This window comes from Anaerolinea thermophila UNI-1, assembly GCF_000199675.1.
Taxonomy (GTDB): Bacteria; Chloroflexota; Anaerolineae; order Anaerolineales; family Anaerolineaceae; genus Anaerolinea; species Anaerolinea thermophila.
The window spans coordinates 1,439,701-1,465,131 of the sequence record NC_014960.1; the positions used below are offsets into that span (position 1 = coordinate 1,439,701).

20 protein-coding genes are annotated in these 25,431 nt (G+C 50.4%); 2 read left to right on the top strand and 18 right to left on the bottom strand.

The features are described from left to right. The first annotated feature begins 233 nt into the window (after nucleotides 1-233). Complete coding sequence (locus tag ANT_RS06430; protein WP_155818029.1) at nucleotides 234-2,495, top strand: FtsK/SpoIIIE family DNA translocase; 2,262 nt, start codon at nucleotides 234-236, stop codon at nucleotides 2,493-2,495. Nucleotides 2,496-2,545: 50 nt separating this feature from the next. Here ANT_RS06430 and ANT_RS06435 read toward each other — a convergent pair whose 3' ends face one another. From ANT_RS06435 to ANT_RS06490, 12 genes are all read right to left on the bottom strand, one after another. After that, on the bottom strand, nucleotides 2,546-2,899 hold the full coding sequence (locus tag ANT_RS06435) for a hypothetical protein (RefSeq protein ID WP_013559707.1): 354 nt from the start codon (nucleotides 2,897-2,899) through the stop codon (nucleotides 2,546-2,548). A 22-nt stretch (nucleotides 2,900-2,921) separates the two neighbouring features. Continuing rightward, nucleotides 2,922-3,632 carry an ABC transporter ATP-binding protein gene (locus ANT_RS06440; RefSeq protein WP_041455376.1) on the bottom strand — a complete coding sequence of 237 codons (711 nt, stop codon included), beginning with the start codon at nucleotides 3,630-3,632 and terminating at the stop codon, nucleotides 2,922-2,924. Further along, nucleotides 3,632-4,483 carry an ABC transporter ATP-binding protein gene (locus tag ANT_RS06445; RefSeq protein WP_013559709.1) on the bottom strand — a complete coding sequence of 284 codons (852 nt, stop codon included), beginning with the start codon at nucleotides 4,481-4,483 and terminating at the stop codon, nucleotides 3,632-3,634. Before ANT_RS06445 ends, ANT_RS06440 begins: the two co-directional genes overlap by 1 nt. Further along, complete coding sequence (locus ANT_RS16195; RefSeq protein ID WP_013559710.1) at nucleotides 4,480-5,733, bottom strand: branched-chain amino acid ABC transporter permease; 1,254 nt, start codon at nucleotides 5,731-5,733, stop codon at nucleotides 4,480-4,482. The genes ANT_RS06445 and ANT_RS16195 overlap by 4 nt, the downstream gene beginning before the upstream one ends. Before the next feature lies 1 nt (nucleotide 5,734). Continuing rightward, the gene (locus ANT_RS06455) at nucleotides 5,735-6,862 is read right to left on the bottom strand and encodes a branched-chain amino acid ABC transporter permease (RefSeq protein WP_013559711.1); all 1,128 of its coding nucleotides are present in this window, start codon (nucleotides 6,860-6,862) and stop codon (nucleotides 5,735-5,737) included. Nucleotides 6,863-7,058: 196 nt separating this feature from the next. Next, nucleotides 7,059-8,189, bottom strand: a complete 1,131-nt coding sequence (locus ANT_RS06460; RefSeq protein ID WP_013559712.1) for an ABC transporter substrate-binding protein — start codon at nucleotides 8,187-8,189, stop codon at nucleotides 7,059-7,061. A 281-nt stretch (nucleotides 8,190-8,470) separates the two neighbouring features. Further along, nucleotides 8,471-9,238: an SIR2 family NAD-dependent protein deacylase gene (locus ANT_RS06465; protein WP_049784833.1), complete on the bottom strand. Its 768-nt coding sequence runs from the start codon at nucleotides 9,236-9,238 to the stop codon at nucleotides 8,471-8,473. Then, nucleotides 9,225-10,370 carry a CpaE/TadZ family protein gene (locus ANT_RS16790; protein WP_013559714.1) on the bottom strand — a complete coding sequence of 382 codons (1,146 nt, stop codon included), beginning with the start codon at nucleotides 10,368-10,370 and terminating at the stop codon, nucleotides 9,225-9,227. Before ANT_RS16790 ends, ANT_RS06465 begins: the two co-directional genes overlap by 14 nt. Nucleotides 10,371-10,548: 178 nt before the next feature. Then, nucleotides 10,549-11,544 (bottom strand): lysylphosphatidylglycerol synthase transmembrane domain-containing protein, encoded by a 996-nt coding sequence (locus ANT_RS06475; protein ID WP_013559715.1) that lies wholly within the window; start codon nucleotides 11,542-11,544, stop codon nucleotides 10,549-10,551. Nucleotides 11,545-11,647: 103 nt separating this feature from the next. After that, nucleotides 11,648-12,892, bottom strand: coding sequence for a S41 family peptidase (locus tag ANT_RS06480; protein ID WP_013559716.1), 1,245 nt, complete (start codon nucleotides 12,890-12,892; stop codon nucleotides 11,648-11,650). A gap of 89 nt (nucleotides 12,893-12,981) precedes the next feature. Then, nucleotides 12,982-13,215, bottom strand: coding sequence for a hypothetical protein (locus ANT_RS06485; protein ID WP_013559717.1), 234 nt, complete (start codon nucleotides 13,213-13,215; stop codon nucleotides 12,982-12,984). Next, nucleotides 13,212-13,868, bottom strand: a complete 657-nt coding sequence (locus ANT_RS06490) for a pyrimidine 5'-nucleotidase (RefSeq protein ID WP_013559718.1) — start codon at nucleotides 13,866-13,868, stop codon at nucleotides 13,212-13,214. Before ANT_RS06490 ends, ANT_RS06485 begins: the two co-directional genes overlap by 4 nt. Nucleotides 13,869-13,936: 68 nt before the next feature. Between ANT_RS06490 and mutL the strand changes: the two genes are divergently transcribed. Then, complete coding sequence (gene mutL / locus ANT_RS06495) at nucleotides 13,937-15,697, top strand: DNA mismatch repair endonuclease MutL (protein WP_013559719.1); 1,761 nt, start codon at nucleotides 13,937-13,939, stop codon at nucleotides 15,695-15,697. A gap of 57 nt (nucleotides 15,698-15,754) precedes the next feature. Here mutL and ANT_RS16200 read toward each other — a convergent pair whose 3' ends face one another. From ANT_RS16200 to glnA, 6 genes are all read right to left on the bottom strand, one after another. Then, on the bottom strand, nucleotides 15,755-19,210 hold the full coding sequence (locus ANT_RS16200) for an SMP-30/gluconolactonase/LRE family protein (RefSeq protein ID WP_049784834.1): 3,456 nt from the start codon (nucleotides 19,208-19,210) through the stop codon (nucleotides 15,755-15,757). A gap of 54 nt (nucleotides 19,211-19,264) precedes the next feature. Next, a complete protein-coding gene (locus ANT_RS06505; RefSeq protein WP_041454776.1) occupies nucleotides 19,265-20,752 on the bottom strand; it encodes a serine hydrolase in 1,488 nt (495 codons plus the stop codon). 45 nt (nucleotides 20,753-20,797) lie between these two features. Next, nucleotides 20,798-21,865 (bottom strand): HAD-IA family hydrolase, encoded by a 1,068-nt coding sequence (locus ANT_RS16205; protein WP_049784835.1) that lies wholly within the window; start codon nucleotides 21,863-21,865, stop codon nucleotides 20,798-20,800. Nucleotides 21,866-21,886: 21 nt separating this feature from the next. Then, entirely contained in the window at nucleotides 21,887-23,083 is a 1,197-nt protein-coding gene (locus ANT_RS06515) for an MFS transporter (protein ID WP_013559723.1), read from the bottom strand. Between the two features lie 67 nt (nucleotides 23,084-23,150). Next, nucleotides 23,151-23,822, bottom strand: coding sequence for a 16S rRNA (cytidine(1402)-2'-O)-methyltransferase (rsmI, locus tag ANT_RS06520; RefSeq protein WP_041455386.1), 672 nt, complete (start codon nucleotides 23,820-23,822; stop codon nucleotides 23,151-23,153). Nucleotides 23,823-23,936: 114 nt separating this feature from the next. Next, complete coding sequence (glnA, locus tag ANT_RS06525; RefSeq protein WP_155818031.1) at nucleotides 23,937-25,349, bottom strand: type I glutamate--ammonia ligase; 1,413 nt, start codon at nucleotides 25,347-25,349, stop codon at nucleotides 23,937-23,939. Nucleotides 25,350-25,431: the final 82 nt, after the last annotated feature.

Consider the following 25,431-nt stretch of genomic DNA (forward strand, 5'->3'; position numbering starts at 1 on the left):
CTTTTGCCTTCAGGTAGAAAGCATGTGCTATAATGTGCCTGCTTGAAACCTTGGGATAGGGATTTTCAGTGAACAAGCCAAAATCCAATCCAAAAAAGAGTAAACCTTCTTCCTCCTCCAGAGAGGGCAAGCCAACCGGTAAAGGAGGAAAACTTCCTGCTCGTCATCCTGTGTCCTCGCTTTCCAGAGAGAAACCGCGACAGAGGTCTCAGCCTGTCCCTCATAAAGGGGGAGTGAGTTGGTGGGATAGCCTTTCTCCTGAGCGAAAGATGGACCTGCTGGGAGTCTTATTAGCCCTGCTGGGACTCCTTTCTCTGTTAAGTTTGTTTTCTTCTCACCATGGAATCCTGACGCGCTGGTGGGTAACAGCCCTTCAACTGATGGGGGGAGATGGTGCTTTCATTCTCCCGTTGGTGTTCTTGCTGTTTGGTTTCTGGCTGGTGTTACGTAATGTTGACCGTTTCCCTTCCCCTTCCATAGAACGAGGAACAGGTCTTCTCCTTCTTTACTGGGTCATTCTGGCGGTATTTCACCTTTATCAAGGTGGGGGATGGGAACTTGCCGCGGCAGGAAAAGGCGGAGGTTATATCGGGGCTTTATTGGAGAGGTTATTGGTCTCTGCCATCGGACAGGCGGGGGCATGGGTGGTCCTGCTAGCAGGATTTTTATTAGGGGTGATTATGACTGCCGACATCTCCATGGTGGATCTGGTATCTTCTGTGGAGAGTCTTGTCCATCGTATGCGTCAGGAATCAAAGAGAAGCAGGGAGCGTTTATCTGCAGTGGAGCGGAAGCGCTCTTCCCCGGTTTCGCTTCCCCAGTCGCCTGAACAACGGGAGGAATTGCCAGAAGATTTTAAGCCCTTACCTGTTCACGAGAATGAACTGCCGCCTACCACGAAGCCCTCTGTGTTGGCTCCTTCTGTGAAAAAGGGCGGGGGTGGATCACGCCTTGCCTCATCCTGGGATTCCTCAAGTCGCCCGGAGGACGAGAAGCCCATTCCTTCATCTCAACAAATCTGGCAATTGCCCTCTGTGGATGAAATTCTTGACCCGCCGGTTGAAGAAACCATCCAGACCAATGTCGATGCAGAGCGTGCTCGGTTGATTGAAGAAACCCTGGCGTCGTTTGGCGCTCCGGTGCATGTAGTTGAAATCAGTCGGGGACCTACAGTTACGCAGTTTGGCGTGGAGCCGGATTTCATTGAAACGCGTAGTGGGCGAATGCGAGTGCGTGTAGGAAAAATTGCCGCTCTTGCCGATGACCTTGCTCTGGCATTGGCGGCTCCTCGAATCCGCATCCAGGCGCCGGTGCCAGGACGCCATTACGTGGGCATTGAAGTGCCCAATATTCAAATCAGCCGGGTGATGTTGAAAGAGGTCATTGAAAGTGAGGCATTTCGGAAAATCCGCTCTCCTTTGCGCTTTGCTCTGGGAAAGGATGTTGCTGGACACTCGGTGGCTTATGATTTAGCCACCATGCCCCATTTGTTAATTGCAGGCACTACCGGTTCGGGAAAATCGGTTTGTGTCAATTCCATTTTGACCTGCCTTCTCCTGCATAATTCTCCTGTGGAGTTGCGTTTAATTCTGGTTGACCCCAAGCGCGTAGAGTTAACCGGATATAACGGCATCCCTCATTTGCTTGCTCCGGTGGTCACTGAAGCCGAAAAGGTGGTTGGCGCCTTGCAATGGGTACAGCGTGAAATGGACGCCCGCTACCATCGCTTTTCTCAGTCCGGTGTTCGCAATATCGCGGAATACAATCGCAAGTTTTCGCCTCCATTGCCTTACCTGGTTGTCCTTGTAGATGAACTGGCAGACTTGATGATGATGGCTCCGGAAGAAACGGAGCGCAGTTTAACCCGTTTAGCCCAGTTGGCGCGGGCAACGGGCATTCACCTGGTTTTAGCCACACAACGTCCCTCAGTCGATGTCATTACCGGCTTGATTAAAGCCAATTTCCCTGCCAGGATTGCTTTTGCGGTAGCATCTGGCGTAGATAGCCGGGTCATCCTGGATCAGCCGGGTGCCGAGCGTTTGTTAGGGCGTGGAGATATGCTCTTCCAGGCTCCCGATGCTTCTGCTCCAGTGCGCATTCAGGGCGTTTACGTCTCCGATTTGGAAATTCAGCGTTTGGTGGATTTCTGGCGTCTTCAGGATATGAATGTCCGTGCTACACAACGGATGGCTGCTGACCCCAACATGGCAGAACCGGTTAATATGGATCTTCCACCCAGTGTCCCGTTGACGCAGGTGCCCCTGTTTGATGCCGAGATGGGAGGACGGGAGGGCGATCCCTTGCTGGAAGAAGCAAAACGCATTGTGCGTCAGGAAGGAAAAGCCTCTATTTCGATGTTACAGCGCAAACTGCGCATTGGTTACACCCGGGCTGCCCGCTTGATTGATGCGCTCGAAGAGGCAGGAATAATTGGGCCTGCTTCTCCAACCTCGCAGGTCAGAGAAGTGCTTGATTGGGAGAATGGAGAGGAATAAAAGAACAGAGCATCCACAATCGGGGGTGCTCTGTTCTTTATGGCGAATTATCATCCTACCATGCTTAAACGAATATCTTGCCGATCGAGTCGCACGAGCAACCAGAAGGAAAGAACCAGTCCCAGGAAGCAGGTAATCAGGAATAAAACATTGGGTTGCCCCTGATTGGTAAATCCAGTGCTGAAGAACATCATCAGACGAATGATGACGTTCATTCCTTGCACGAAGATCATGAAAGTCAGTGCCAGTTCTTTCCCTCTCAGCAGGAAATAGCCGATCAGAGCAAATAGCAGAACTGCTGCTATGACCACCCCAATTCCCTTGATTAAAGATTGAGGGGGATAGAGCAACACCGCGAGGATGGGAAGAACAAAAAAGTAGAGAATTTTTTGATAATTTTTCATAGATATTCACCTCCCTGTGGGTCTATCCATGCCCTCCAAGATAGGCTTCAATGACCATGGGGTTGTGGAGCAGTTCCTGAGCAGGTCCCTCCAGCACCACCCGTCCGGTTTCCAGCACATAACCGCGGTCGGCGATGGACAATGCCATTTGGGCATTTTGCTCAACCAGGAGGATGCTGGTACCTTGCTGGTTGATGTCCTGAATGATCTCAAAAATCTGCTCGACCAGAATTGGGGAAAGCCCCATGGATGGCTCATCGAGCAACAGCAAGGTTGGGCGTGACATCAACGCCCGTGCAATGGCAAGCATTTGTTGTTCACCTCCGGAGAGCGTTCCGCCATACTGATTGCGCCGTTCTCGCAGACGTGGAAAACGATCCAGCACCATTTCCAGATCCCGCTGAATTTGGGCTTTATCTTTATTGAGGTAGGCGCCCATTTCCAGGTTCTCCATCACCGAAAGGGTAGCAAAGATTTTTCGTCCTTCGGGCACCTGGACAATGCCTTTCCGCACAATGTCTTGAGGCATGGTACGGGTGATATCTTCGCCCTGAAATACAATGCTTCCCTGTCGGGCTCTGAGTAATCCTGAGATGGTGTTTAGGGTGGTGGATTTCCCTGCACCGTTGGCTCCAATTAGGGTCACAATTTCACCCTTGTCCACATGGAAGTTCACGCCTTTGAGAGCGTGAATTGCGCCATAGTACACATTGAGGTCTTTTACTTCGAGCATCATAGCGTTCTCTTCCGTCTGAATTTTTCAGATAATGCGGCAGAACCTGGACCAAGGTAGGCTTCAACCACACGCGGATTGGCTTGAATTTCCGCTGGTGTTCCTCGGGCAATGACTTCTCCAAAGTCCATGACCGTGATATATTCGCAGATCCCCATCACCACCCGCATTTGATGTTCAATCAGCAGGATGGTCAGGTCAAAGCGTTCCCGGATAAAGTGAATGAGATCCATCAGGGCAACCGTCTCTGCCGGGTTCATTCCCGCTGCAGGCTCATCCAGAAGTAACAACTTGGGTTCTGCGGCAAGGGCACGGGCAATCTCAAGTCGGCGCTGTTCCCCATATGGCAGATTTTTGGCAATTTCATCCTGTCGATCTTGCAGATTGAATACTGCCAAAAACTCCTGAGCCCGTTCGGTCAGAATACGCTCATTTTCTTTGTAACGCGCATTGTGAAAAATCGCGTCGGTTAGACTGTAACCAGCGTGAGGGTGATAGGCAATGCGCACGTTATCCAGCACGGTGAGATTGGAAAAGAGACGAATGTTCTGGAAGGTGCGAGCAATACCCATTTGATTGATTTTGTGCGGTTCAAGCCCGGCAATTTCCTGCCCGTTGAAACGGATTGACCCGGCTGTGGGCACATACACCCCTGTGATCATGTTGAAGACGGTGGTTTTTCCCGCGCCGTTAGGCCCAATCAACCCATTTAAGTCGCCTTTGTTGAGAGAGAGGCTGAAATTATTGACGGCTTTCAACCCTCCAAACAGTTTAGTCAACCCTTCGATGCGCAGGATTTCCTGCCCGTTTGTTTTCGTGGAGGGCGTTTGCAGAGAAGTTTGTTCACTCATAGGCTCTCCTTTGCTGTTTGGGCTGGTTTAGGCTCAGTTGATTTTTTCGGTGGAAGGACCTGGCGCAGGTAAGGAATCTCGTAATTCCCGAATAACCCATTGGGTTTGAGCAACATCATTACCAGCAAAAGAAGAGGGTATACCACATACCGCCAGGTTTCAAACCCTGGGGGAAGGATGCTGCGCAGAATGCCTTCCAGTACCAGTTGCCAGGCAAACGCGGCAAAGATGGTTCCAGTTACACTGCCCAACCCTCCGAAGACCACAATAATCATTGGGTCGAAGGACTTGATAAAGTTGAAGGTGTCTGGATGCAGGAAGCCATTAATATGAGCATACAAGCCGCCTGCCAGTCCAGCAAACAAGCACCCCAATACAAAGGTGAGGGTCTTGTAATGCCCGATATCAATCCCCATGGCTTTGGCGGCAATTTCGTCCTCTCGCACAGAGATGATGGCACGACCATAACTCGAGTGAAGCAGGTTGCGGGTGATGACCAGCACCAGAATCAGAAAGAGCATGACCCAAATCCACGAGGTGAGCTTGGGGATGCCAATCATCCCGCGTGCACCTTTCATCTCTACAAACCCAAACATCACATCGGAGTTATCCAGCAGGACTTTCACGATGATTGTGAAACCCAGGGTGGCAATACCAAAGTAGTCCGACCCGAGGGTAAGCACGGGCAATCCAAACAGGAAACTGACCTCTGCAGCAAGGACACCCCCAATAATCACTGCCAGAAGATAGACTACAGTGTTGGCGATGTTCGCAGGCAAGACTTTGAGCAGTCCATTAACGCCTGGAGCGGTTATATTGCCAATAGACACTGCCAGGGCTGTCAATCCTATTGCGGCAATCAGGTAAATGGCAAATGCGGAAAGCGGGTCGACGCCGCGAATTTTTCCAAATACCCGATAGAGAATCAGGATGGCAGCGCCCACCAGTACTACTGTGAAGAAAAGCACGGTCAAGCCGTTGGAGTTGGCGTCATTTGTCCAGCGGTAGGTGATATCGGCAGCAGAATATGCCCCAATGGCGTAGAAGCCCCATTGCCCGAGGGAGAACTGCCCGTTGAAACCGTAAATCAGGTTCAGCCCCAGGCTGACAATGGCCATCACGGCGCCCTGGCGGAGAATGGTGTTCCAGAATGGACTGAGGACATTCAGCGAAATGAGAACTTGCACCACAAGGGTGAAAGCCACAATGCTTCCAAGGAAGATCAGGGTGGTACGACTGATGCGTTTCATACTATGCCTTCTCCCGTTGGGCTTCTCCAAAGATACCGGTTGGGCGAACCAGCAGGACGATGATCAGGATAGAAAAGGCGATGGCATCCCGCATGGGGGTGGAGATATACGCCGCGCTGAGCGTTTCTGCCTGTCCAAGGATTAAAGCGCCCACAACTGCGCCGGGAATGCTCCCAATTCCTCCCAGCACGGCTGCAACGAACGCTTTCAACCCGGGAATAATTCCCATCCAGAACACAACCTGAGGATAAGCGATGGCATAGAGCACTCCAGCCGCACCTGCCAGCGCTGCGCCAATCGCGAAAGTGGTTGAGATGGTGGCGTCCACATCCACGCCCATCAACCGAGCCGTTTGCCGATCGTAAGCCGTTGCCCGCATGGCTTTTCCGGTACGGGTATTCTTAACAAAGTACTGGAGCAACACCAGTAGAATGATAGAGACAATGATGATGATGAAGGAGATGTTGGAGAAAATAATCGCACCAGGGGGAACTTCCTGCCCTCTTTGCAACACCTGTACTCCCTGATTCCCAATGACCCAGGTGACCACATCAAAGGGGCGGCGATAGGTAATGTAGTTAGCGGTGTAGACAAAATTTAAAGCCCCAAAGTATTCCAGGAAGAAGGACACCCCAATCGCTGTAATGAGGGCGGAGATTCTTGGGGCGTTCCGTAAGGGTTTGTAAGCCACGCGCTCAATGGTGACGGCAAGCAATGCACAAACTACCATGGAAAGCAGAACTACAGTTACGGTACCAATTGCGTCGCCAAGGAACGGGTTAAGGTTGGGAAAGAGTACACGCGGCCAGAGATGCAATTGCATGCGGGAGATGGCGTAAAAACTGGTGAATGCCCCCACCATGAATACATCACCATGGGCAAAGTTAATCAACCGCACGATGCCATACACCATGGTGTATCCCAGCGCAATGAGGGCGTATACAAACCCGATTTGCAATCCATTGGTCACCTGTTGAAGGAACAGAGATGGGTTTTCGAGCAATGCGTTCCCCAAGCGCCAGATGGCTACCAGCAAAATTAGCCCTAACAGCAAATACCCCAATGTTCGCTGTTGGACAAGAGATTCGAACAAAGAAGGGGTTTTACTCATCGGTTCAGAACGATTCATAGGATTTACCCCAACGTTTCAGGTTAAAAAGAATGGTTTTCTCGTGCCAGTGCGCCGAAAAAACCAGAAGAAGACAAAAGGAACATTCCTCCCCTTAGGGGGATTAGTGCTGGTGGAAAATACTCCCGGAAAGAACATGAGTCTGTGATAAAGAGGGGCGGAGCGCTTCCGCCCCTCTTTTGTTCCAGAGTCTGGTTTATGGCGCTACCGAGGCGGAGAAGGAAACCTTTCCGTCTTTGACGGAGAGCACCACCGCATTCTTCACGGGGTTATGCTGGGCATCGAAAGTGATTTTGCCGGAGACGGCTTCGTATTGCAGAGAAGCCAGGGCTTCTGCAACTTTGGTAGTGTCATCGGTGCCGGCTTTTTCGATAGCCGCAAAGAGCAGGTTCGCAGCGTCGTATCCCAGGGTTGCCAGAGCGTCAGGTACGGCGTTATATTTCTTCTGATAGTTTGCAACCCATGATTGCACGATCGGGCGAGGATCTTCAGGCGAATAGTGGTTGGAGAAGAAGCCACCATCTGCGGCTTTGAGGTCAAGGTCGGCAGAGTCCCAACCATCACCGCCCATCATCACAGCCGTCACGCCTTTCTCTTTGGCTTGGGCGCCTACCAGGTTGACAATCGGGTAGTAGTCGGGCAGGAAGAGCACTTCAGCCTTGGACTCGGCTACCTTGGTCAGGATAGCGGAGAAGTCCGTATCGGTCTTGGTGTAGGATTCCTTGCCTACAACTTGCCCACCGGCTTCGGTGAAGGCTTTCTCAAAGTATTCTGCCAGTCCGCGTACGTAGTCATTGCCCTGATCAAACATGATGAAGGCGGTCTTGTAACCCTTATCGAGGGCGAACTTTGCCATGACTGTCCCCTGGAAGGGGTCAATGAAGCAGGCGCGGAAGACGTATTTCTTGGTGGAGCCGTCTTTGTTCAGCGTCACCTGTGGATTGGTCGAGGTGGGGCTGATTTGAATGACCTGATTGGCTTCAGCAATTTCAGAAACCGGAATGGAAGCGCTGGAGCACACCTCACCGATGATGAACTTCACCTTATCTTCCTGAATCACTTTGTTGGCGGCGTTCACCGCAGGGTCGGCAGAACACTGGCTGTCGGCAACCACAGTTTCAATTTTCTTGCCATTGATACCGCCTTTAGCATTCCACTCTTCCACAGCCAGTTGGACCCCGTTATTCGTCGAAATGCCGAACGTGGAAACCTGTCCACTCATGGGAGCCAGAACTGCCACTTTGATGGTTCCCCCACCACCTGCCTGACAGGCTGTAACCAGCAGGGCGACAACCAGCAACACAAATACTGCAATACGGGTCTTCATAAAATTCTGTTCCTCCTTTGGGTTTTTATTTCTTGGGAATAGTCTGTTGCAGAAAAGAGATACCTTTTTTGAGGTGATCAAAGGTTAATTTTTTTCCTTTGATCCGGCGTTCACCTCCTTTCAACGGAAGAAATTGTGCGTATAGTATGCCTCTCACAAAAAAGGGCTTCCGATGTTTGCTACATTGGGTAAGACAAGGGGGACTTTCTAAATAATGCTTGAATATACCAGAGAATTGGGATATGTCAATAGCCGATAGACCTCCAAAATTGAAGATTTTTTCACAATTCAGCGAGCAATGGGATCACTTTACACACATCCCAGGGAAGGACAAGGGTAGCCAAATTGTCCAGGCGAGTGGGGGAAAGATTGTTAATCATCAGGCGGGCACCCCGTTCCACAACTCTTCTTGGGAGTTCATTCGCAGGAAATACTTCCAGCGATGAGCCAATCACCAGCATACAATCGGCTTGGCGAGTGTGTTCTTCGGCCTTCAGCCAGGTGTCTGCAGGAAGCATTTCCTGATACAACACGATGGTTGGTTTCAACACTGAAGAGTCTCTCGGACATCTTGGCATATCTTCGCTGGTTTCCAGAAATTCCCGAAAATCCTCCATGGGAAAGGTCGCCTGACATTTCAGACATTCTAGCCTATCAATGGAGCCATGCAATTCCAGCACAGTTTGACTTCCGGCACGTTGATGCAGTTGATCAATGTTCTGAGTAATCACTGCTCGAAGAATGCCCTGACGTTCCATTTCTGCCAGTGCGCGGTGGGCATCGTTGGGTTGGACTGCCCATATCTGCCGTAAGAGAGGGCGTTTCCAGTCCCAAAATTTCCTGGGGTTAGAGAGGAATACACCCAGCGAAGCTACTTCCATTGGGTCAAAGCGCTCCCACAATCCGCTTCCGGCAGAGCGAAAATCGGGGATACCCGAAGGGGTTGAAATGCCTGCGCCGGTGAAAGCCACTACATAATGACTTTCCCGGAGGATTCTCCGGGCTTGGGCGATCCTTTCTAGGAAAAAAGCATCTTCAAACGTTGACACGCTCAGCAATGGCTTCAGCTAAACGGCTGTATTGAAGGCTTAACATACCTCCAATTTGTACCTGGATAAGGGGTAAATTTCTGGTAGCTGCCTGGAAAGAGACTTCAGGCGCGGGTGGAATAACCTGAGACACGCTGTACCCCAGCATTTCCTGAATTTGGGTAACAGAAAGTTGCACGTCTGCACGGATGCGATTGACCACTACCAGTGAGAGCAATTTTCCCTTTCCAAAACCTCTTTGCTTGAGATCTTCGATGAGGATACGGGTGCGGGCAATGGCAGCGGGGAAGGGCTCGGTGACCACAATGATTTCTCTGGTCAGATTCAGAATTTCATCCAGAGCCAAGTGAGTGTTGGTGCCGATGTCCAGAAAGGTTACCCGTCCAATCAGGGAGAGTTGATCCACTATGGCTTCCATGCCGGCGGTATTTTTCATCAGAGGAACATCTTTGGCATAGGGAGAAGCAAGCAGCAGGCGAATGCCATAAGGAACACGGATTAACTCATTCTCAACGGTGGCGATATTGATATCCGAGGGGTTGAGGCGTAAAAGGTTGTTCAAACCTTCACAGGACTGGATCCCCAGTTCAGTGCTCCAGGAGCCTTGCCCGGGACGCAGTTCAGCGGCAATGACTTCCTGCTTGGTATTCTGAAAGTAGTTAATGGCAACATTAAGAGTGAGGGACGAAACGCCCAGGCCGCCCTTGGCACCGATGACTCCAATTGTGTAGCCCCGTTCTACAGGAACGCCCGTCCGCCCTTTATTGCGGGAGAGGATTGCGCGCATGTGTGCGGTTAATTCTGCCGGGTGGATGGGTTTGGTCAGGTAGTCATCCGCACCAGCCTCATAACCGGCGATTTTGTCCTCCACCTGGGCTTTGGCGGTGAACATCAGGATGGGAATGTCGGCAGTTTCAGGTTCTTTGCGCAGGGTACGGGCAACCGAAAATCCATCGACATCGGGCATCATCACATCCAGCAAAATCAAATCCGGGCGTTCTGTTCGCGCCATGGAAATGGCTTGTGTGCCGTTACTGGCGGCAAGGATTTTGTAACCCTGACGCTCCAGCATTAATCCCACCAGCCGGAGCGTCTGTACATCATCATCTACAATCAGAATTTTCTCTGCCATTTTGCGCTTCCCCTCTCTGTTGAAAAAGTTGCCCCTTTGCATTCAGTCTAGCATAAAATGATGTACCAGACAAGTTTATTTTAACTAATCATTAAAACAATCTTTTGAGTAGAAGCCCGGTAGGAGTTGAGTAATCAGAATCCACTTCTGTTCCACCAAAATATTACTTAACAGGAAGCTACTGATGATGAGGAAGGGTTCTGAAGGTAACCATTCCGACCAGTAAAGGGACCCAGAAGGTGATTCCCCGGTATGCCATGGTGATGACGGCGGCATCCTCAATGGGAACCTGCAGAGAACGCAACGCCACGGTGAGCACACCTTCCACAATTCCGATTCCTGCAGGGGTGGGTGAGACAATCAGGAACAGAGATGCCAGGCTGAACCCCGCAATGACTACCCCAGGAGTAAAGGGAACATGGAATGCCAGAAACGTCAGGGTGAGAATTCCGATCAAGATGACTTTATTTAACAGCGCCAGCAGAATGGGGCGAATGATTCTTTGCGGATGATGTCGAACGATAGCAATACCCTCAGCGGCTTCAAAGGCAAACTCATGAGCACGTTCCTCAGAAAGATATTCTTTTTTGATGAAAGGCTTGAGCAGGCGGTTAACCGTGCGGGCACCCCACTGAAGAACGCGTGCAAAGAGTGATGCCGATTGCATACCAATATACAACAAAATTGCCAGTCCAAGTGCTCCAATTAACAGGATTAACGAGGCAATCACTTCTGCCCAGTGTAAATTATTACGGTATGCCAGTTCAGCCAGTCCAAAAACCAGCACAAAAAGCACGGCTACATATTCAAGCAGGACAAACATGACCGCCGCAATGGCAGTTTTTCCGGTAGAGCGGTTATTCGAAGCCGCATCCGACATAAAAATGGCTACACTGCCTAACCCGGCACTGGGCGCCACAATATTTATAAAGTTTACCGCTGTAGCCACACGCGTCATGTGGAGGGCAGAGACAGGCATATCCAGAATGGCATAGATGGCTTGATAGGTCAGCCCTAAATTAAAAAACCAGCCCCCTAACAGGACAATAGCCAGGGCTATCCAACCAAAGTCTCCCCTCTGGAGAACCTTACCGATATCTTGCATTTCTGCGGCTCGTCCAATGATGAAAAGGATGCCAAGCAGAAGGACAAGTGCGATGAGAAACTTTTTCACATCCCCGATTATAATGTTGAATTCTTTCTGACTTAAGACAAAACACAGGTTGGACGAAAAAAAGCCAACCTGTGCATCATTTGAGGGGTCAAAATCTAAAAATTTACGGGGCAGGATTTCCGCTTTTTAGCAATTCAATGGCTTTATCCAGTTGAGGGTCTTTTTCGGCTTTGATATCTTCTTCGGTCATGGGAACTTCAACATCAGGGGTCAGACCGGTACCGTTGATTTGCCTTTTGTTGGGAGTCAGCCAGCGGGCTACCGTGACCCGAATGGCGCCCTGGTCATTGTCCAGAGCCACCCAGTTTTGCACCGAGCCTTTCCCAAAAGAGGTGGTGCCCACCAGGATACCCCGTTGATAATCCTGAATAGCCCCTGCGGTAATTTCAGAGGCAGAAGCGGTACCTTCGTTAATCAGTACTACCAGGGGAATTTTCGTAGCCAGTCCTCCAGGGATCGCGTTAAAGGATTTTTCCCGCCCATCCCCATACTGCTCATACATCACCACGCCTTTATCGATAAACTGCGATACCACCTCTATAGCAGTGGTGAGATAGCCGCCTCCATTGTTCCGTAAATCCAGTACCAGCCCTTTGGGATTTTGTTTGAGGATTTCTTTCAAGGCGTTTTTGAGTTCGTCTGTAGTTTTTTCTCCAAAGGTGAAAAGCCGGATATAACCGATTCCATCATCGAGCATTTTGCTCTCTACGCTTGGAATGGTAATTTTAGCCCGGATGATGGTAAATTCTAGGGGCTCACTTTCCCCTTCCCGTTGAACAGTCAGGGTCACCTGAGTACCGGCTGGCCCAAGGATTCGCCTCAGCACCAGATTACCGTCTATACCGGTCATATCTTCGCCATTAACCTTGAGGATAATATCTCCGGCTTTCAATCCAGCTTTTTCTGCCGGAGAGTTGGGCATGGGACTGATGATTTTCACATATGCGCCGGTAATATCTACCCACGCACCGATGCCTTCGTATTCTCCGCTCATTGGCATATTGGCTTGGCGATATTGATCTGGGTCCATGTAAGAGGTGTGCGGGTCTCCCAAGGACTGAAGCATCCCGCTGATAGCACCACGCATGAGTTTTTCCTGATTGACTGGTTGTTCTACATACTGGTCATTCACAATATTCCAGGCTTCCCAGAAAGGCTTGAATAAGGTTTGTAAGTCTTCGGGGGTTCCACCTGTGGTAGAGGCAGACGAAATAAAGGGACCGGTAGGCGTGGTAGAAGCACTACGATTGGGAAGCAGCCACCCTACGACGATTCCTCCGGAAAAGGCTCCAGCCAGAAGGATCAACGCAATAAACCCGAGCACAAAGTAACGAATAGATTTATTCATAAGTTACTCCTTGCCATGAGGGTATCACGGCAGGTTTAGGATAGAATGAGAACTCCTTTGCCGGATTATACAACAGACTTCTTTCCGTTTCATTCTTTCTTTGAGGAAGAATTAATCTCACGAACTTTACGAGCCAGTTCCGAGATTTGTTCCTCTTCCTGGCCAAAGGGCTTTTGAAGAGCCTGAAAAGAGCGCTTGAGGATCTGAATTTCTGGAATATCCCCTTTACTCTTAAAAAATTCGTATAACCATAAATTAAACCCGATAATTACGAGAAGCAGGAAACCGATAGCGCACCAACCTGCCAGTCCAAGGTCTTTCATGACCGATTGACCTCCTTGAGCAATGGATCAAGTACCTGGGGCAGATATTGCAGGTAGGGGATATGGGCATGGCAATCGGTGCAATTCTTTTCCGGATAAACATGAATGGTGTAAAACCCCAGTTCTTTAGCCGTACGCAGGTTTGCGACATTATCGTCCAGGTAGATGCATTCCTCCGCACGAAGATTCCCCGCTTTTTCCAATGCTTTTTGAAAGGCTTCCGGCAAAGGTTTGCAGTAGGGCAACATATCCATGATGTCAATGATTTGTTCGAAGATCCCATTTAACTCCAGAATGTTCAGCACTCGCAAGGCATGATTTCGATCGGCATTTGTCAGGATGATTTTGCGGAGAGGATACCGTTCGAGAAGGGCACGGAGTTCGGGAGTAGGGTGTAGAAACTCTCTCAGGGGGATGTCATGAACAAATTCCAGGTAATCGGCAGGGTCAATACCACGCGTCAGCATTAATCCCCGGAGAGTGGTCCCGTAGGTTCGGTACAGGTTTTCTCTTAATACCGGCACTTCGCTGGCATCAATGCCCACTCGGGTTTCCATGTACTTGTTGATTTTCTCTCCGATGGCATCCCATACTCCTTTTTCAGGGGGATAAATGGTATCGTCCAAGTCAATAAAGAGTGTGGTGAATGTCATAGGCAAAGTATACCGTATTCTTTTGAAATGCTCGAAGCAGAGTCTGAGATTATTGTATAATCCAAACCATGCCAATTCATCTCTTACCGGAAGAGGTTGCTTCTCAAATCGCTGCCGGCGAAGTGGTCGAGCGTCCGGCATCGGTGGTCAAGGAATTGATTGAAAATGCTCTGGATGCTCATGCCCGACAGATTGTCGTGCGTGTTGAGAATGCCGGACGTCGAGCAATTGAAGTTGCCGATGATGGGGATGGTATTCCTCAAAGTGAGCTGGCGCTGGCAGTAATGCGCCATGCTACCAGCAAACTTCAAACAGCGGAAGATTTGTTCCGCATTGCTACGTTGGGCTTTCGTGGGGAAGCCCTGGCATCTATTGCTTCTGTTTCTCATTTTTCGCTGGTTTCGCGTCCGGCTCATCAATCTGTAGCAGCACGCATCCGGGTAGATGGGGGAAAAATAGGTACAGTGGAGGTAGTGGGTGCGCCTGTGGGTACGCTGGTGCGTGTAGAAGACCTGTTTTTCAATGTGCCTGCTCGTTTGAAGTTTCTCAAACGTGATCAAACAGAACGCCAGCAGATTGATGCCCTGGTTACCCGCTATGCTCTGGCATATCCTCAGGTACGCTTTCAACTCTTTCATGATGGAACACCCATTTTCCAAACCACTGGAAATGGAAACCGACGGGAAGTATTGGCACAACTGTATGATGTGGAGATTTCCCGACAAATGCTGGAAGTGGAATACGAAGACGAGATGGTCTCGGTTTCTGGTTTTACCAGCCCGGTGGGATTGACGCGTTCAAACCGAAAAGAAATAACGTTCTTTGTCAATGGACGTTGGGTGCAGGATACGGCTTTAAGCACCGCTTTGCTCCAAGCCTACCATACCCTGCTTATGGTCGGGCGTTACCCGATGGCGATTCTCTTTATCAACCTGCATCCCGAAGAAGTGGATGTCAATGTGCACCCCACAAAAGCCGAGGTGCGCTTCCGCAACCCCGATCGTGTCTTCAGCGCTGTTTCCAGAGCGGTGCGCCGGTCTTTGATGATTTCCAATCCTGTACCTTCGGTAGTTCCCCCTTCGGTATGGCAACGTCCCTTATCGACTCCACAGATTGACCCGGCTTGGGAAATGTCCCGTCAGGCTCAAAACCTATGGACGACTTCTGAGCAAACCGGAGAAACGACGGTTTCTCCAACTCCGGAGAATCTTCCTCAGGCAACTCAATCTCCGCTTCCTTCCGGCGTGTTGCCCTTGTTGCGTCTGGTAGGGCAGGTTGCCATGGCTTACCTTGTAGCAGAAGGTCCTGATGGCTTGTACCTCATTGATCAACACGCTGCCCATGAGCGTGTGTTATTTGAGCGTTTTATTCAGAAGAAGGGCGAAGGTATTCCGGCGCAAGCCTTACTGGAGCCAGCACTGGTTCATCTTTCTCCCTCTCAGGCAAGGTTGCTGGAAGATGAGGTGGATACGCTGAATCGGCTGGGGTTTCACATTGAGCCTTTTGGTCCTTCCACGTTTCGGGTGAGCGCTATTCCTGCGCTACTGTCGGGGGCAGATCCTGTCCAGGCCGTTCGTGCTGTAGTGGAAGATTTTGAAGAGGACGAAACGCCGCTTCAATCGGAGGTGGAGGCACGTCTGATTGCCCGTATTTGCAAGCGTACAGCCGTCAAAGCCGGGCAGGTTCTTTCGCCTGAAGAACAACGAGCCTTGTTGCGCGATTTAGAAGCCTGTCAATCCCCGCGCACCTGCCCTCATGGGCGTCCGACCATGATTCATCTTTCAGCAGACTTGCTGGAACGCCAATTTGGGCGCAAGGGAGCACGATAAGCAAAAGAGCGGAGCATCTTTCGTCACGCTCCGCTCTTTTGAGGCACAGAATTTCTCTTATGGCAGGGTAAAACGTAATAAGCGATTGTTCGCCCCATCGCTCACCCAGACTTTGCCATCGGTGTCGATAGCAAGCCCTGAAGCCAACCCAAATCCATCGTAATTTGTGCTGTAATATCCCCAGCCGCGCACGAATGTACCGTCGGCGTTGAATTCCAGCACCCGGTATCCTTCCGGGTCGGTGACAAAGACATGCCCGTTGACCGGTGAAATTTTCAGGAAGGGCTTGTTCTCCAGAGATTGCCCGTACCACCCAGCAATTTCCCATTGTCGAATGGGGGTGAATACGGTACCGGAAGTGTCGGGTACGAAAACCTGCACACGTTGATTCCAGGTATCGGCAATGTATACCAGCCCATCCTGGTCAATGGCGATTCCTACTGGCTCATCAAATTGTCCCACATCCAGCCCCGCTGTGCCAAATTGAGCCACGAATGTTCCATTGGGCTCAAAGATTGCCACGCGCTTGTTGCCGGTATCGGTGACGTAAACTCGCCCTCGCTGATCAATTGCCAAGCCACGCGGTCCCCAGAAAGCATCGGGGGTTTCTGCCTGTCCGAAGTATCCCCACATACGCAGGAAGGTGCCGTCTGGGGTGAAGGCTTGCACACGGTGATTCCAGGTGTCGGTGACAAATACCGTTCCATCCAATCCTACGGCAACGTCCCATGGTTCATTGAAAGTGCCGCCGGGGGCATCACCCTGGACCAGGTCGGCAAACGTACCCCATTGATGCAACAGTGTGCCATCGGCGGCGAAGTGCTGAATGCGGTGGTTGCGGGAGTCGGCAACATACAGAGTGCCGTCAGGCGCAATTGCCATACCGCGAGGTGCCTGCAATTCTCCCGGATTGATTCCGCTGGTGCCGATTACGCGATCAGGGGTCAGAGAGATCATCCCTGCTTCGTAAGGATCCTGCGGAGAAGTTTCTTCAACCGTCTCAGGTTGTACTCCGAATTCCCACATCTTACCAATCACGTCCTTGCGGATGTACACCCGCATTCGGGCAGCGGGTGACCAGTTTTCAAGAGTCAGGTCGGTGCGATTGGTCAATCGGGCGTATTTCTGGTAATCGCGGTTCAGCCAGATATCCCACAAAGCCGCCCGGTATTCTGGAGAGGTAATGGCATTTCGGATTCTCTCCCAGGTCAGATTCTTATAATCTTCCATGGGCCACCACAGGCGCATGTATTCAAATTGGATGTAATTATCGCCAACCACGGGGTCAATCTTATTGAACACATCTTCTCCGGCGATAATGACGGATGCTTCTCTCAGGTCGCGGGTTGGCTGCGAACCAAAAGCCCGGGCGTTCGGGTAATACCGCAAATACCAGATGAACGGATAATTGGCATCTCCGGAATAGGCTACGACCAAGTCTCGTCCCCGGGTCAGGCGTTGCGAAATTTCCTCAATCTGTTTGAAGACCTGCTTGGGACCCGGTGCGGCGTGAGCATAAACCAGATATTCTGTGGGGTAATCATAGTTGATGAAAGATGCCCGATAGGCTGCGCGAGCGGTAAGGATGGTAAGGATGGCAAAAAAGGTCAGGGTACCCAATCGCAAAACCTGACGGGTTTCCCACTGGCGGAATGTGTAGAAAAGTCCGGCTAATGTTGCCAGCGCAGTGAGGGTGGACAATAAAAATTGCCCGGTGGCTTGAAGTTGGGTTAAAGAGTTTCCGGCAAAGGGCGGGTTGGTTCCCAACACACTTCCCAAAGCCATCGAGGTGCTGGTGAGGAAAACGGGAAGCAGTGCCAGCCCAATCCATCCTTCCGGGCGCAGCACAGATTTCCAATCGGTGGTATCAATCAGGTAGCCGATGCCCCATCCACCCGCCAGTAAAAATCCCATGGTGATATGCACGGTAAGCCAGGGCATTTTTTCTCCCGCAATGCTGAAGGCAATCAGGCTGGTGATGCCCCAGTAAACCAGGAACAACAATACGGGCAACGGCTGAGTCCTGGCATAAAAAACCTTTAAACTGAACGGTTCGGAAGGCCCTGAGGCAAGGTCGTTGGTATCCTGAGGGATTCCTGTATCCTGGTTTTCTCCAAGAGCGGTTTCGGTTTCCTGTTGTGTTCCAGAGTCTTCATCCAATGCTGGACTGATGCCCGGCTTATGGGCAAATTTTCTGTATTTTGCGCCAAAATACACTGCCAGGAGCGTACCCAGCACCCCAAGATACTCGTAAATAGGTAACTGTACCAGCGCAAAATAGTAAATGGGTTGGGTGCCTCGATATTCTCCCTGCTGGCTTAACCAGTACCCCAAACTGCCTACGATTCCGCTGAAGAATCCGTTTGTGTAAGTGAACATGGTGGTGTAGAAGAACGCATAAACGGTGTAAAACAAAAAGGCATTCTTCAGCCAGAGTTTCCAGTTCCATAAGATCCCAATGCCAGCGGAGAGGAGAAATAGAAAGATGAGAAAGCCACCGGTCATCAATCTACCGCTCGCAGAGGTATAGTCAAGAGGATCCCCTCCAAGCATTTTCACCGGAAAAGCCGTTAGTTGAGGGAGGACGAGCGTACCGGTGAGCAGAAGCAAGTTGAAAGAGCGCAGTTGTTTTAACTGCTCCCAACCGAGATCCCGAATAAGAAGAACAAAACCTGCTCCTCCGCTGAGCAACGCGCCGAGCACCAGCCCCAGTTCAATGGCAACTCGGGCGCTGGCTGGTGCAGGTCCCGGGGCACTTGCCGATGCGGGTTTCGCAGTGGCTACGCCATAACCAATGGCAAGGAAAATCAGGAGTAGAGCCAGCCCAAACAAAGCAAGAATGGTTGTCGAACGACGCAAGTGCTCCCCTTCGGCGCGGAAAATTTCAGCCAGGAAAAGGAGGAGCAGAAACACCAGCAATTGGGCAAGGTAAATATAAGCCGTTTCTTTGGTGATGAAGTGCATTACAATGCTGGCGGTTAACAGGTAAAGGGAAAGTTTATCTCCTTTTTCCATATGCCGGAGTACAGCGAAGAGCATGACTACCCCGTACAATTCGATAAACCCCTCGTTCCGGGTGTAGCGTCCGTAGAACATCATGTACGGAGAGATCAGGAAAAGAAGTCCAGCGATAAGCGCCCCTGTCCTGCCCAGGTAACGACGATATCCGAACAGCACGAATGCTACTGCGGCGGTGCTGAACAGGGCAGCCGGCACGCGAGAGGTGAAGTCGTTATCGCCAAACAGGAAGTACGTCAAAGCCACAATGTGAAACTGGAAGGGCCCGTGGGTAACCGGGTTGTGCGCATAGCCACGCCCCATGAACAAATCATGTGAGGGCCAGACATGGTTGACTTCGTCGTGACTCATGACCCGTTCGCCCAGCATTACAAAACGGCTGAGGATGGTCAGGATTAAGATCAAAGTTACCAGAATGGTTTCTACTCGAATTGGAGTGGTAGGGGAAAAGATCGGACGATCCAGCCAGTGTTGAGAAGAATTTGTTTGGTTCATGGGCGATTCCATTCTGCAATTCAGGATTGAATGCGGAATTTCTCCAAGTGTTTTTTATGAAGTTGGCAGGTTGAAGTAATTGTATATGGCTCTGGCAAGATCGGCAACTACACGATTGGCAGGCTCCCAGAGCAATTGTACCGGATCGTACATGTAAATGGTGATAATAAAGTTACCTCCGGGGGTGTACACGATGCCGGCATCGGAAACCGAATGCATCAGATTGTCGGTTTCGATGGTCCAACCGTGTTTATGGGCGATTTGGGTACCTTCCGGAATACCGGCTTCCAGAAGTACTCCGTTACGATTCTTCAAGAGATACGCCACCATTTGCTTGCATTTGGTTTGCGTCAGTTGATTAGGGAACAACGCAGCAAAAGTCCCTCCGTTTTTTTCAGCACACATGTAAATGTCTTCAAGCAGTGAACCAATATCCGATGCTGTGGTCTGATTATAGAGATCAGGGTCGGTAGAAACGTCGGTCCGCTGGTTTGCCGGGGTCGTAAAGCGTTGCAGAAGTGGGGCGCCCGGGTAGAAATACCCGGCCAGGAACGTGTTTTCCAGTCCCAGTGTTTGCATATCGGCGGTAACCATAAGCGGACCGGTGTTGCGATCGAGGAGCATCTCCATCAGTCGATCAGCAGGACCGTTTTCAGAGTACTCAATCATCAGCGAAATCTGCTCGGCAATGTCATCTGGCACTGGTTCTGGCGAGCGTATCATGGCTGAGACCATGATGGGAATTTTAATCGTGCTGGCAGCAGAGAACGCAATATTGGGTTGAACTAATTTGCCCTCACTATAGGCAAAATGGATTTCTTCACCGCTTTGCAGGTCATTCACGTACATCTCCAGGGTGCCCTTGAAGCCAGAAAGTTCTACAATTTGCTGAAGCAGTATCTTGAGATTATCTACCGAAGGGCGTGGGGCGTTTACTCGGTTAAAAGAGAGATTGACCTGCCGTGAGGTGGGAGAGCGCAAAGCATCACCGATCAGCACCACTGCGCGCTCTACATCCAGCGAGGTGCCTGCCTGTCCGGGCTGGAAAGAGACCGATCCCGGCAAAGGCATGGCAGGCTTGGGGGGTTCGTCATAGCGTGCTACAATCTCTTCCTGCAAAAAGGCTCTCAAACGTTCTTCCGAGAATGTGGCAATTAATGGAACGGGTTTGGGGGTGGGTAAGCGATTCCAGAGAAATTCCCAAAAGCCGGGCCAGAAGGGCTGTTGGAGCCGTTCCAAATCAGCGGCGGTCATCATGGCTTCCAGGTTCAGGCGAAAGTCTACTGTAGAGGGTTTAATTTGGAAGACAGAGTCACGGTAACGAACTTCTACTGGTGTGGCTGTATATACCGTTAATAGACGTTCTGCCGCCTGTTGTGGGGTAAGCCCGCCTACTGGAACACCAGCAATCGTTTGACCAGGCAAAAAAGTAGCCCGGATGCGGCTGTATCGTACCAGTTGAGTCACGGTAAGAATGGCGGAAAGGAAAATGAGCGCAATCGAAATCCAGCGGATGAAAAGAAACGAGTTGCGGTTACGCATACTGCGGATTTTACCAGAGAAATATGAGAGCAAAGTGAATTGATTTTATGCCGGTTTAGAGGTCAGAGAGGCTTTGAGCATAGAGAGACACTCTTCTTCGTTGTCTATACCGACATGCCCTAATATCTCATCTTGAAGCCTGAATAATCCGGATTCAAAGACAGCAATACGTTCTGCCTCGTGAGGATAACGCTGCTTAAGGGCCTTAATACGTTCTTCTAAGGCTACAAGCCGACTTCCTTCTACCAGTTTATCGGCAAAATATACCAGTTTCTGTTCCCATGTTTCTAATTCATTCAGACTGTGCAACGCATGGGTGCGGATTACCCGGGCAATTTGAGGGTATCCCTGATCTTCCATCAGCCTGGCACCCAATTCGGCATGCCCCATGGAAGAGGGGTTTTCTTTCCCCAGGGTTTGCATCTTTGCCAGGTCATGGAGCAGTCCACTGCGGTGTACCAGCAAAGGATTAACTTTTTGTCCCGCTTTTCGTAGCCAGACAGCCAACTGATAAGAAATTGCAGCAACCATCTGAACATGCATTTGTAAAGAAACCGGCAATCCAAACTCAGCCATCCAGGATTGGCACAAAGCTACATCCGGGAGGTCCAGGGAGAAGAGGCTGTCCGGCAGATAACTCAAATGCTGAATGTCCCCATCCTGCAATGGGAGCAACCCCGGAGCGGACTCTCCATCCGGGTTGTACCAGATGGCTCTCCAACCGGCACGTTTGGCTCCCAGAACGTCTTCCGAAAACTTGTCTCCCACCATGACCATTTGCTCGGGGCGCATTCCCAGAACGCTTTCCATTTGACGGAAGAATTTTAAATCTGGCTTGCGTGCTCCTAATTCCCGGGCGGTAAAAATAGCGTGGAAAGGCTTTTTGATATTGACTCTCTCCAGGGCTTTCCCTACCTGATAAGCGTTAGAGTCGGCTGCGTTGGTTCCTACCACCAATCGAAACTTTTTCTGCAAAGAGAACAAAACCTCTTCTGCTCCGGGCATTGTTGAAACTTCATCCCACAGCATCATTGGACCAGAGAAGCGCGGATCTACCCTCATCAGGGTATTTCCCCAATCGAAGACCACGGTGGTGATGTCTGGCGGATTCATTGTGGACCTCATTTCCAGGAATTATGGGGTTTTGACTTTTTGCATTACTCGACCGGGAAATACCCATGGAAGAAGTGGGAACGCCAGTAAGTTAAGCAATGCAAAGACGATGAAGGTATTGCGGAAGCCAATCCAGTCTGAAAGAGAGCCAGATAATGCCAGACCGATTCCTGTACCAAGATTGGCAATTCCCATCAGGATGGCAAACATGGTTGCTGCAATGCGTGGGTCTGTTACTCTCATGGAGGTGGCAAAGTAAACCGTCTCATAATAGCCAAAAGCAAACCCGAAAACCATCACAAGGAAGAGAGCCACGAAAGCATTAGGGGTCAGGCTCAATCCGAAAATACTGGTAAGAGAAAGAAGTACAGCCGCTATTACCGAACGGGATTGCCCTAACCGGTCTGTCAAAAGTCCGCCCAGTAATCCTCCAAGGATGACTCCAATGCCCCAGATGGTAGTGGTGAACCCCGCAAAACTGACACTAATTTGAAAGGTCTGCTGAAGGAAAGGATTGACAATCTGGTTTGCGGCGTTGATGATCATGGAGTAGAGCGCACCGAGAATTCCCAGTGCAATTACCTCTCTGGACTTAAAGGCAGAAAATCCCTGCCAGGTAAAGCGTTGCTGAGCGGTACGTTCAGATTCTCGAAGTGAGAGCACAAGGGGAAGAGGAATAAGGGTGAGAAGCGCAAGCAGATAGAACATCCACATCCATGAGGCATTTTGCGCTACCCAACCGATGATGCTGGAAATCAGCACCACGCCCAGCGCTCGACCTCCCACCATAATGCCCTGTACAGTGCCTTCTTCTTCGGGTGCTGTGGTATCCAGTGCCAGTCCATCTGTGCTGGTGTCATACAGGGCTTGCCCTGACATAAGAAGAAATGCCAGAAAGGCAAATAAGGCAAATTGCTGTCCCGGATGGATATGAGGAACAACCAGCAAGCAAACGAATTGAACGATTAAACCGATCAGGATATAGGGCTTACGGTGTCCGAGATGAAAGAGATTGAAACGATCGCTGATTAACCCCAGAAAAATTTTCAATACGAAGGGGAGGAGTGCAATCGAACCAATCAACCCAATCTGAGTCATACTGACATCAAAGGACAGTAGATAAATGCCGTTGAGGGCAGTGAAGTAACTCAGAATGGCTCCCTCGGCGAAGTAAATCAGGGCAAACAGCGAAAAACGAAAAAACCGGGAGTGTTTCATCAGGACACCTCTGGAAGAATCGTTGACAAGATGATCTTAGCAGTACCTCGAGGCTTGATGTCTCAGCCTAGTGAATAATCAGGATAAATTCGCTTTTCTTCTCTTTAATCTTGTGTTGTACTTCATCTATTTTGCCTCTGAAAATAGTTTCCCCTGGAAGGGTCAAATCCAGGCATAGAGTGATACGTGCATTGCCTCCGAAAACTGAAGCCACATCATCCAGTACCTGCATAAGACGGTAGGGGGTGTCCATCACTACAATAGGGACTCGCAGGTTGCGCAACCCACGTAGGGTATTCCGTCGTTCGGTTTTGTCCCGGGGAAGAAAGCCGGCATAGTGAAAGCGCTCCAGGCGAAAATCAAGCACAGAGAGTGCCGCCATTAGTGAAGACGGTCCGGGAATTGGGGTAACGGGCACTTCCCATTCGGCTAGATGAGCAATCAGGCTGGCACCGGGGTCGGCAAACACGGGGGTACCGCAGTCGGAAATTAATGCCATGGATTCGCCCATCAGAATACGGCGGGCTACATCAGGGGCTTTCTCGGCTTCGTTGTGTTCGTTAAGCACGATGATTTCCTTCTGAATGCCCAATTTTTTCAACAAAGTACTGCCAATACGGTGTTCCTCGCAGATAATGGCTTGGACGTTCTGCAATACTTCTACTGCCCTTAATGTAATATCTTTGGGATTGCCAATGGGCGTTGCCACCACATAAAGTTGTCCTTTTCTTTCACTCATCTCTTTAATCATAACATCAAAGATTTAGAAGCGTTGCTCTTTCAAAGCCCGTCAAAAAAGGGCTGTCCAGCCTTGAGGACAGCCCTTTGAGAAACCATGCCTTGCGCTGGAACTTTACGCGTCGTAGTACAGGGTGAATTCGTAAGGATGCGGTCGCATGCGCACAGGATCAACCTCGTTCTCGTACTTGTAAGCAATATATGCCTCAAGGAAATCCGTAGTGAACACATCGCCGCGCAACAGGAACTCATGGTCTTCTTCCAGGGCTTTCAGCACTGCGTCCAGCGAACCAGGAACCTGTTTAATGAGTTTGGCTTCCTCTGGGGGAAGTTCGTACAGGTCTTTGTCAGCAGGCTCACCAGGGTCGATACGATTCTGGATGCCATCCAAACCCGCCATGAGCAGAGCCGCAAAAGTGAGGTATGGGTTCGCGGAGGGATCGGGCGCGCGGAACTCGATACGTTTGGCTTTGGGGCTTTTGCTGTATACCGGTATGCGGCAGATAGCAGAGCGATTGCGTTGCGAATATGCCAGATTGACCGGCGCCTCAAAGCCGGGAACAAGTCGCCGGTATGAGTTGGTGGTTGGCGCAACGATAGCCAGCAGAGCAGGCGCATGCTTGAGCAATCCACCGATGTAGTACTTTGCCAGGTCGGAAAGAGAAGCGTATCCAGAAGGATCGTAGAAAATGTTAGTTGAACCGTTCCACAGAGACTGATGAACATGCATCCCTGAACCGTTATCGCCAAAAAGCGGTTTAGGCATAAAGGTTGCAGTTAAGCCGTTCTGACGCGCAACATTTTTCACAATGTATTTGTAAACCATCACGTTGTCCGCCATGCGCAAAAGCGTATCGAAGCGCATATCGATTTCTGCCTGCCCGGCTGTAGCAACCTCATGATGGTGAACTTCTACGGTGATGCCCGCGGACATTAACGCCAGCACAATTTTTGAGCGAATATCCTGCTGGGTGTCGGCGGGAGGAACGGGGAAATATCCACGCTTGGGTGGAATTTGTGCGCCAAGATTGGGCTTGAGGTCTTCACCGGATTTCCACCAGCCCTCTACCGAATCGATGTGGTAGAAAGAGGAATTCGTACCTCCGCCGTATCGCACGTCGTTAAACAGGAAAAATTCTGCTTCGGGCCCCCAATAACTGGTGGTAGCAATTCCCGTTTGTTTCAGATACGCCTCGGCTTTTTTGGCAATATGCCGGGGGTCGCGGGTGTAAGGCTGGCGGGTGATGGGATCATACACATCGCAGATGATGACCAGCGTAGGCACTTCCAGCACAGGGTCAATGAAAGCCGTAGAAGGGTCTGGAATCAAGAGCATGTCGGATTCGTGAATCTCTTTGAAGCCACGAATGGACGACCCATCGAAACCAATTCCCTCTTCAAAAAGTGACTCTTCCATCTGGACGGCAGGGATTGAGAAATGTTGCCATGTGCCAGGCATGTCGGTGAAGCGCAAATCAACCATTTGCACTTTCTCTTTCAACTTCATTACATCAGCAACGGTAGTCATGAGAACCTCCATCAGAGTCAAGCAATTGATGGCTTGATTGTATTCACGCTCATGAAAGAAAAGACTACCCGAAGGGGTAATT

Coding starts and splice junctions, on each gene's coding strand:
- ANT_RS06435 (WP_013559707.1), bottom strand. CDS start 2,899: ATGAAAAATTATCAAAAAATTCTCTACTTTTTTGTTCTTCCCATCCTC.
- ANT_RS06440 (WP_041455376.1), bottom strand. CDS start 3,632: ATGCTCGAAGTAAAAGACCTCAATGTGTACTATGGCGCAATTCACGCT.
- ANT_RS06445 (WP_013559709.1), bottom strand. CDS start 4,483: ATGAGTGAACAAACTTCTCTGCAAACGCCCTCCACGAAAACAAACGGG.
- ANT_RS16195 (WP_013559710.1), bottom strand. CDS start 5,733: ATGAAACGCATCAGTCGTACCACCCTGATCTTCCTTGGAAGCATTGTG.
- ANT_RS06455 (WP_013559711.1), bottom strand. CDS start 6,862: ATGAATCGTTCTGAACCGATGAGTAAAACCCCTTCTTTGTTCGAATCT.
- ANT_RS06460 (WP_013559712.1), bottom strand. CDS start 8,189: ATGAAGACCCGTATTGCAGTATTTGTGTTGCTGGTTGTCGCCCTGCTG.
- ANT_RS16790 (WP_013559714.1), bottom strand. CDS start 10,370: ATGGCAGAGAAAATTCTGATTGTAGATGATGATGTACAGACGCTCCGG.
- ANT_RS06480 (WP_013559716.1), bottom strand. CDS start 12,892: ATGAATAAATCTATTCGTTACTTTGTGCTCGGGTTTATTGCGTTGATC.
- ANT_RS06485 (WP_013559717.1), bottom strand. CDS start 13,215: ATGAAAGACCTTGGACTGGCAGGTTGGTGCGCTATCGGTTTCCTGCTT.
- ANT_RS06490 (WP_013559718.1), bottom strand. CDS start 13,868: ATGACATTCACCACACTCTTTATTGACTTGGACGATACCATTTATCCC.
- mutL (WP_013559719.1), top strand. CDS start 13,937: ATGCCAATTCATCTCTTACCGGAAGAGGTTGCTTCTCAAATCGCTGCC.
- ANT_RS16200 (WP_049784834.1), bottom strand. CDS start 19,210: ATGAACCAAACAAATTCTTCTCAACACTGGCTGGATCGTCCGATCTTT.
- ANT_RS06505 (WP_041454776.1), bottom strand. CDS start 20,752: ATGCGTAACCGCAACTCGTTTCTTTTCATCCGCTGGATTTCGATTGCG.
- ANT_RS16205 (WP_049784835.1), bottom strand. CDS start 21,865: ATGAATCCGCCAGACATCACCACCGTGGTCTTCGATTGGGGAAATACC.
- ANT_RS06515 (WP_013559723.1), bottom strand. CDS start 23,083: ATGAAACACTCCCGGTTTTTTCGTTTTTCGCTGTTTGCCCTGATTTAC.
- rsmI (WP_041455386.1), bottom strand. CDS start 23,822: ATGAGTGAAAGAAAAGGACAACTTTATGTGGTGGCAACGCCCATTGGC.
- glnA (WP_155818031.1), bottom strand. CDS start 25,349: ATGACTACCGTTGCTGATGTAATGAAGTTGAAAGAGAAAGTGCAAATG.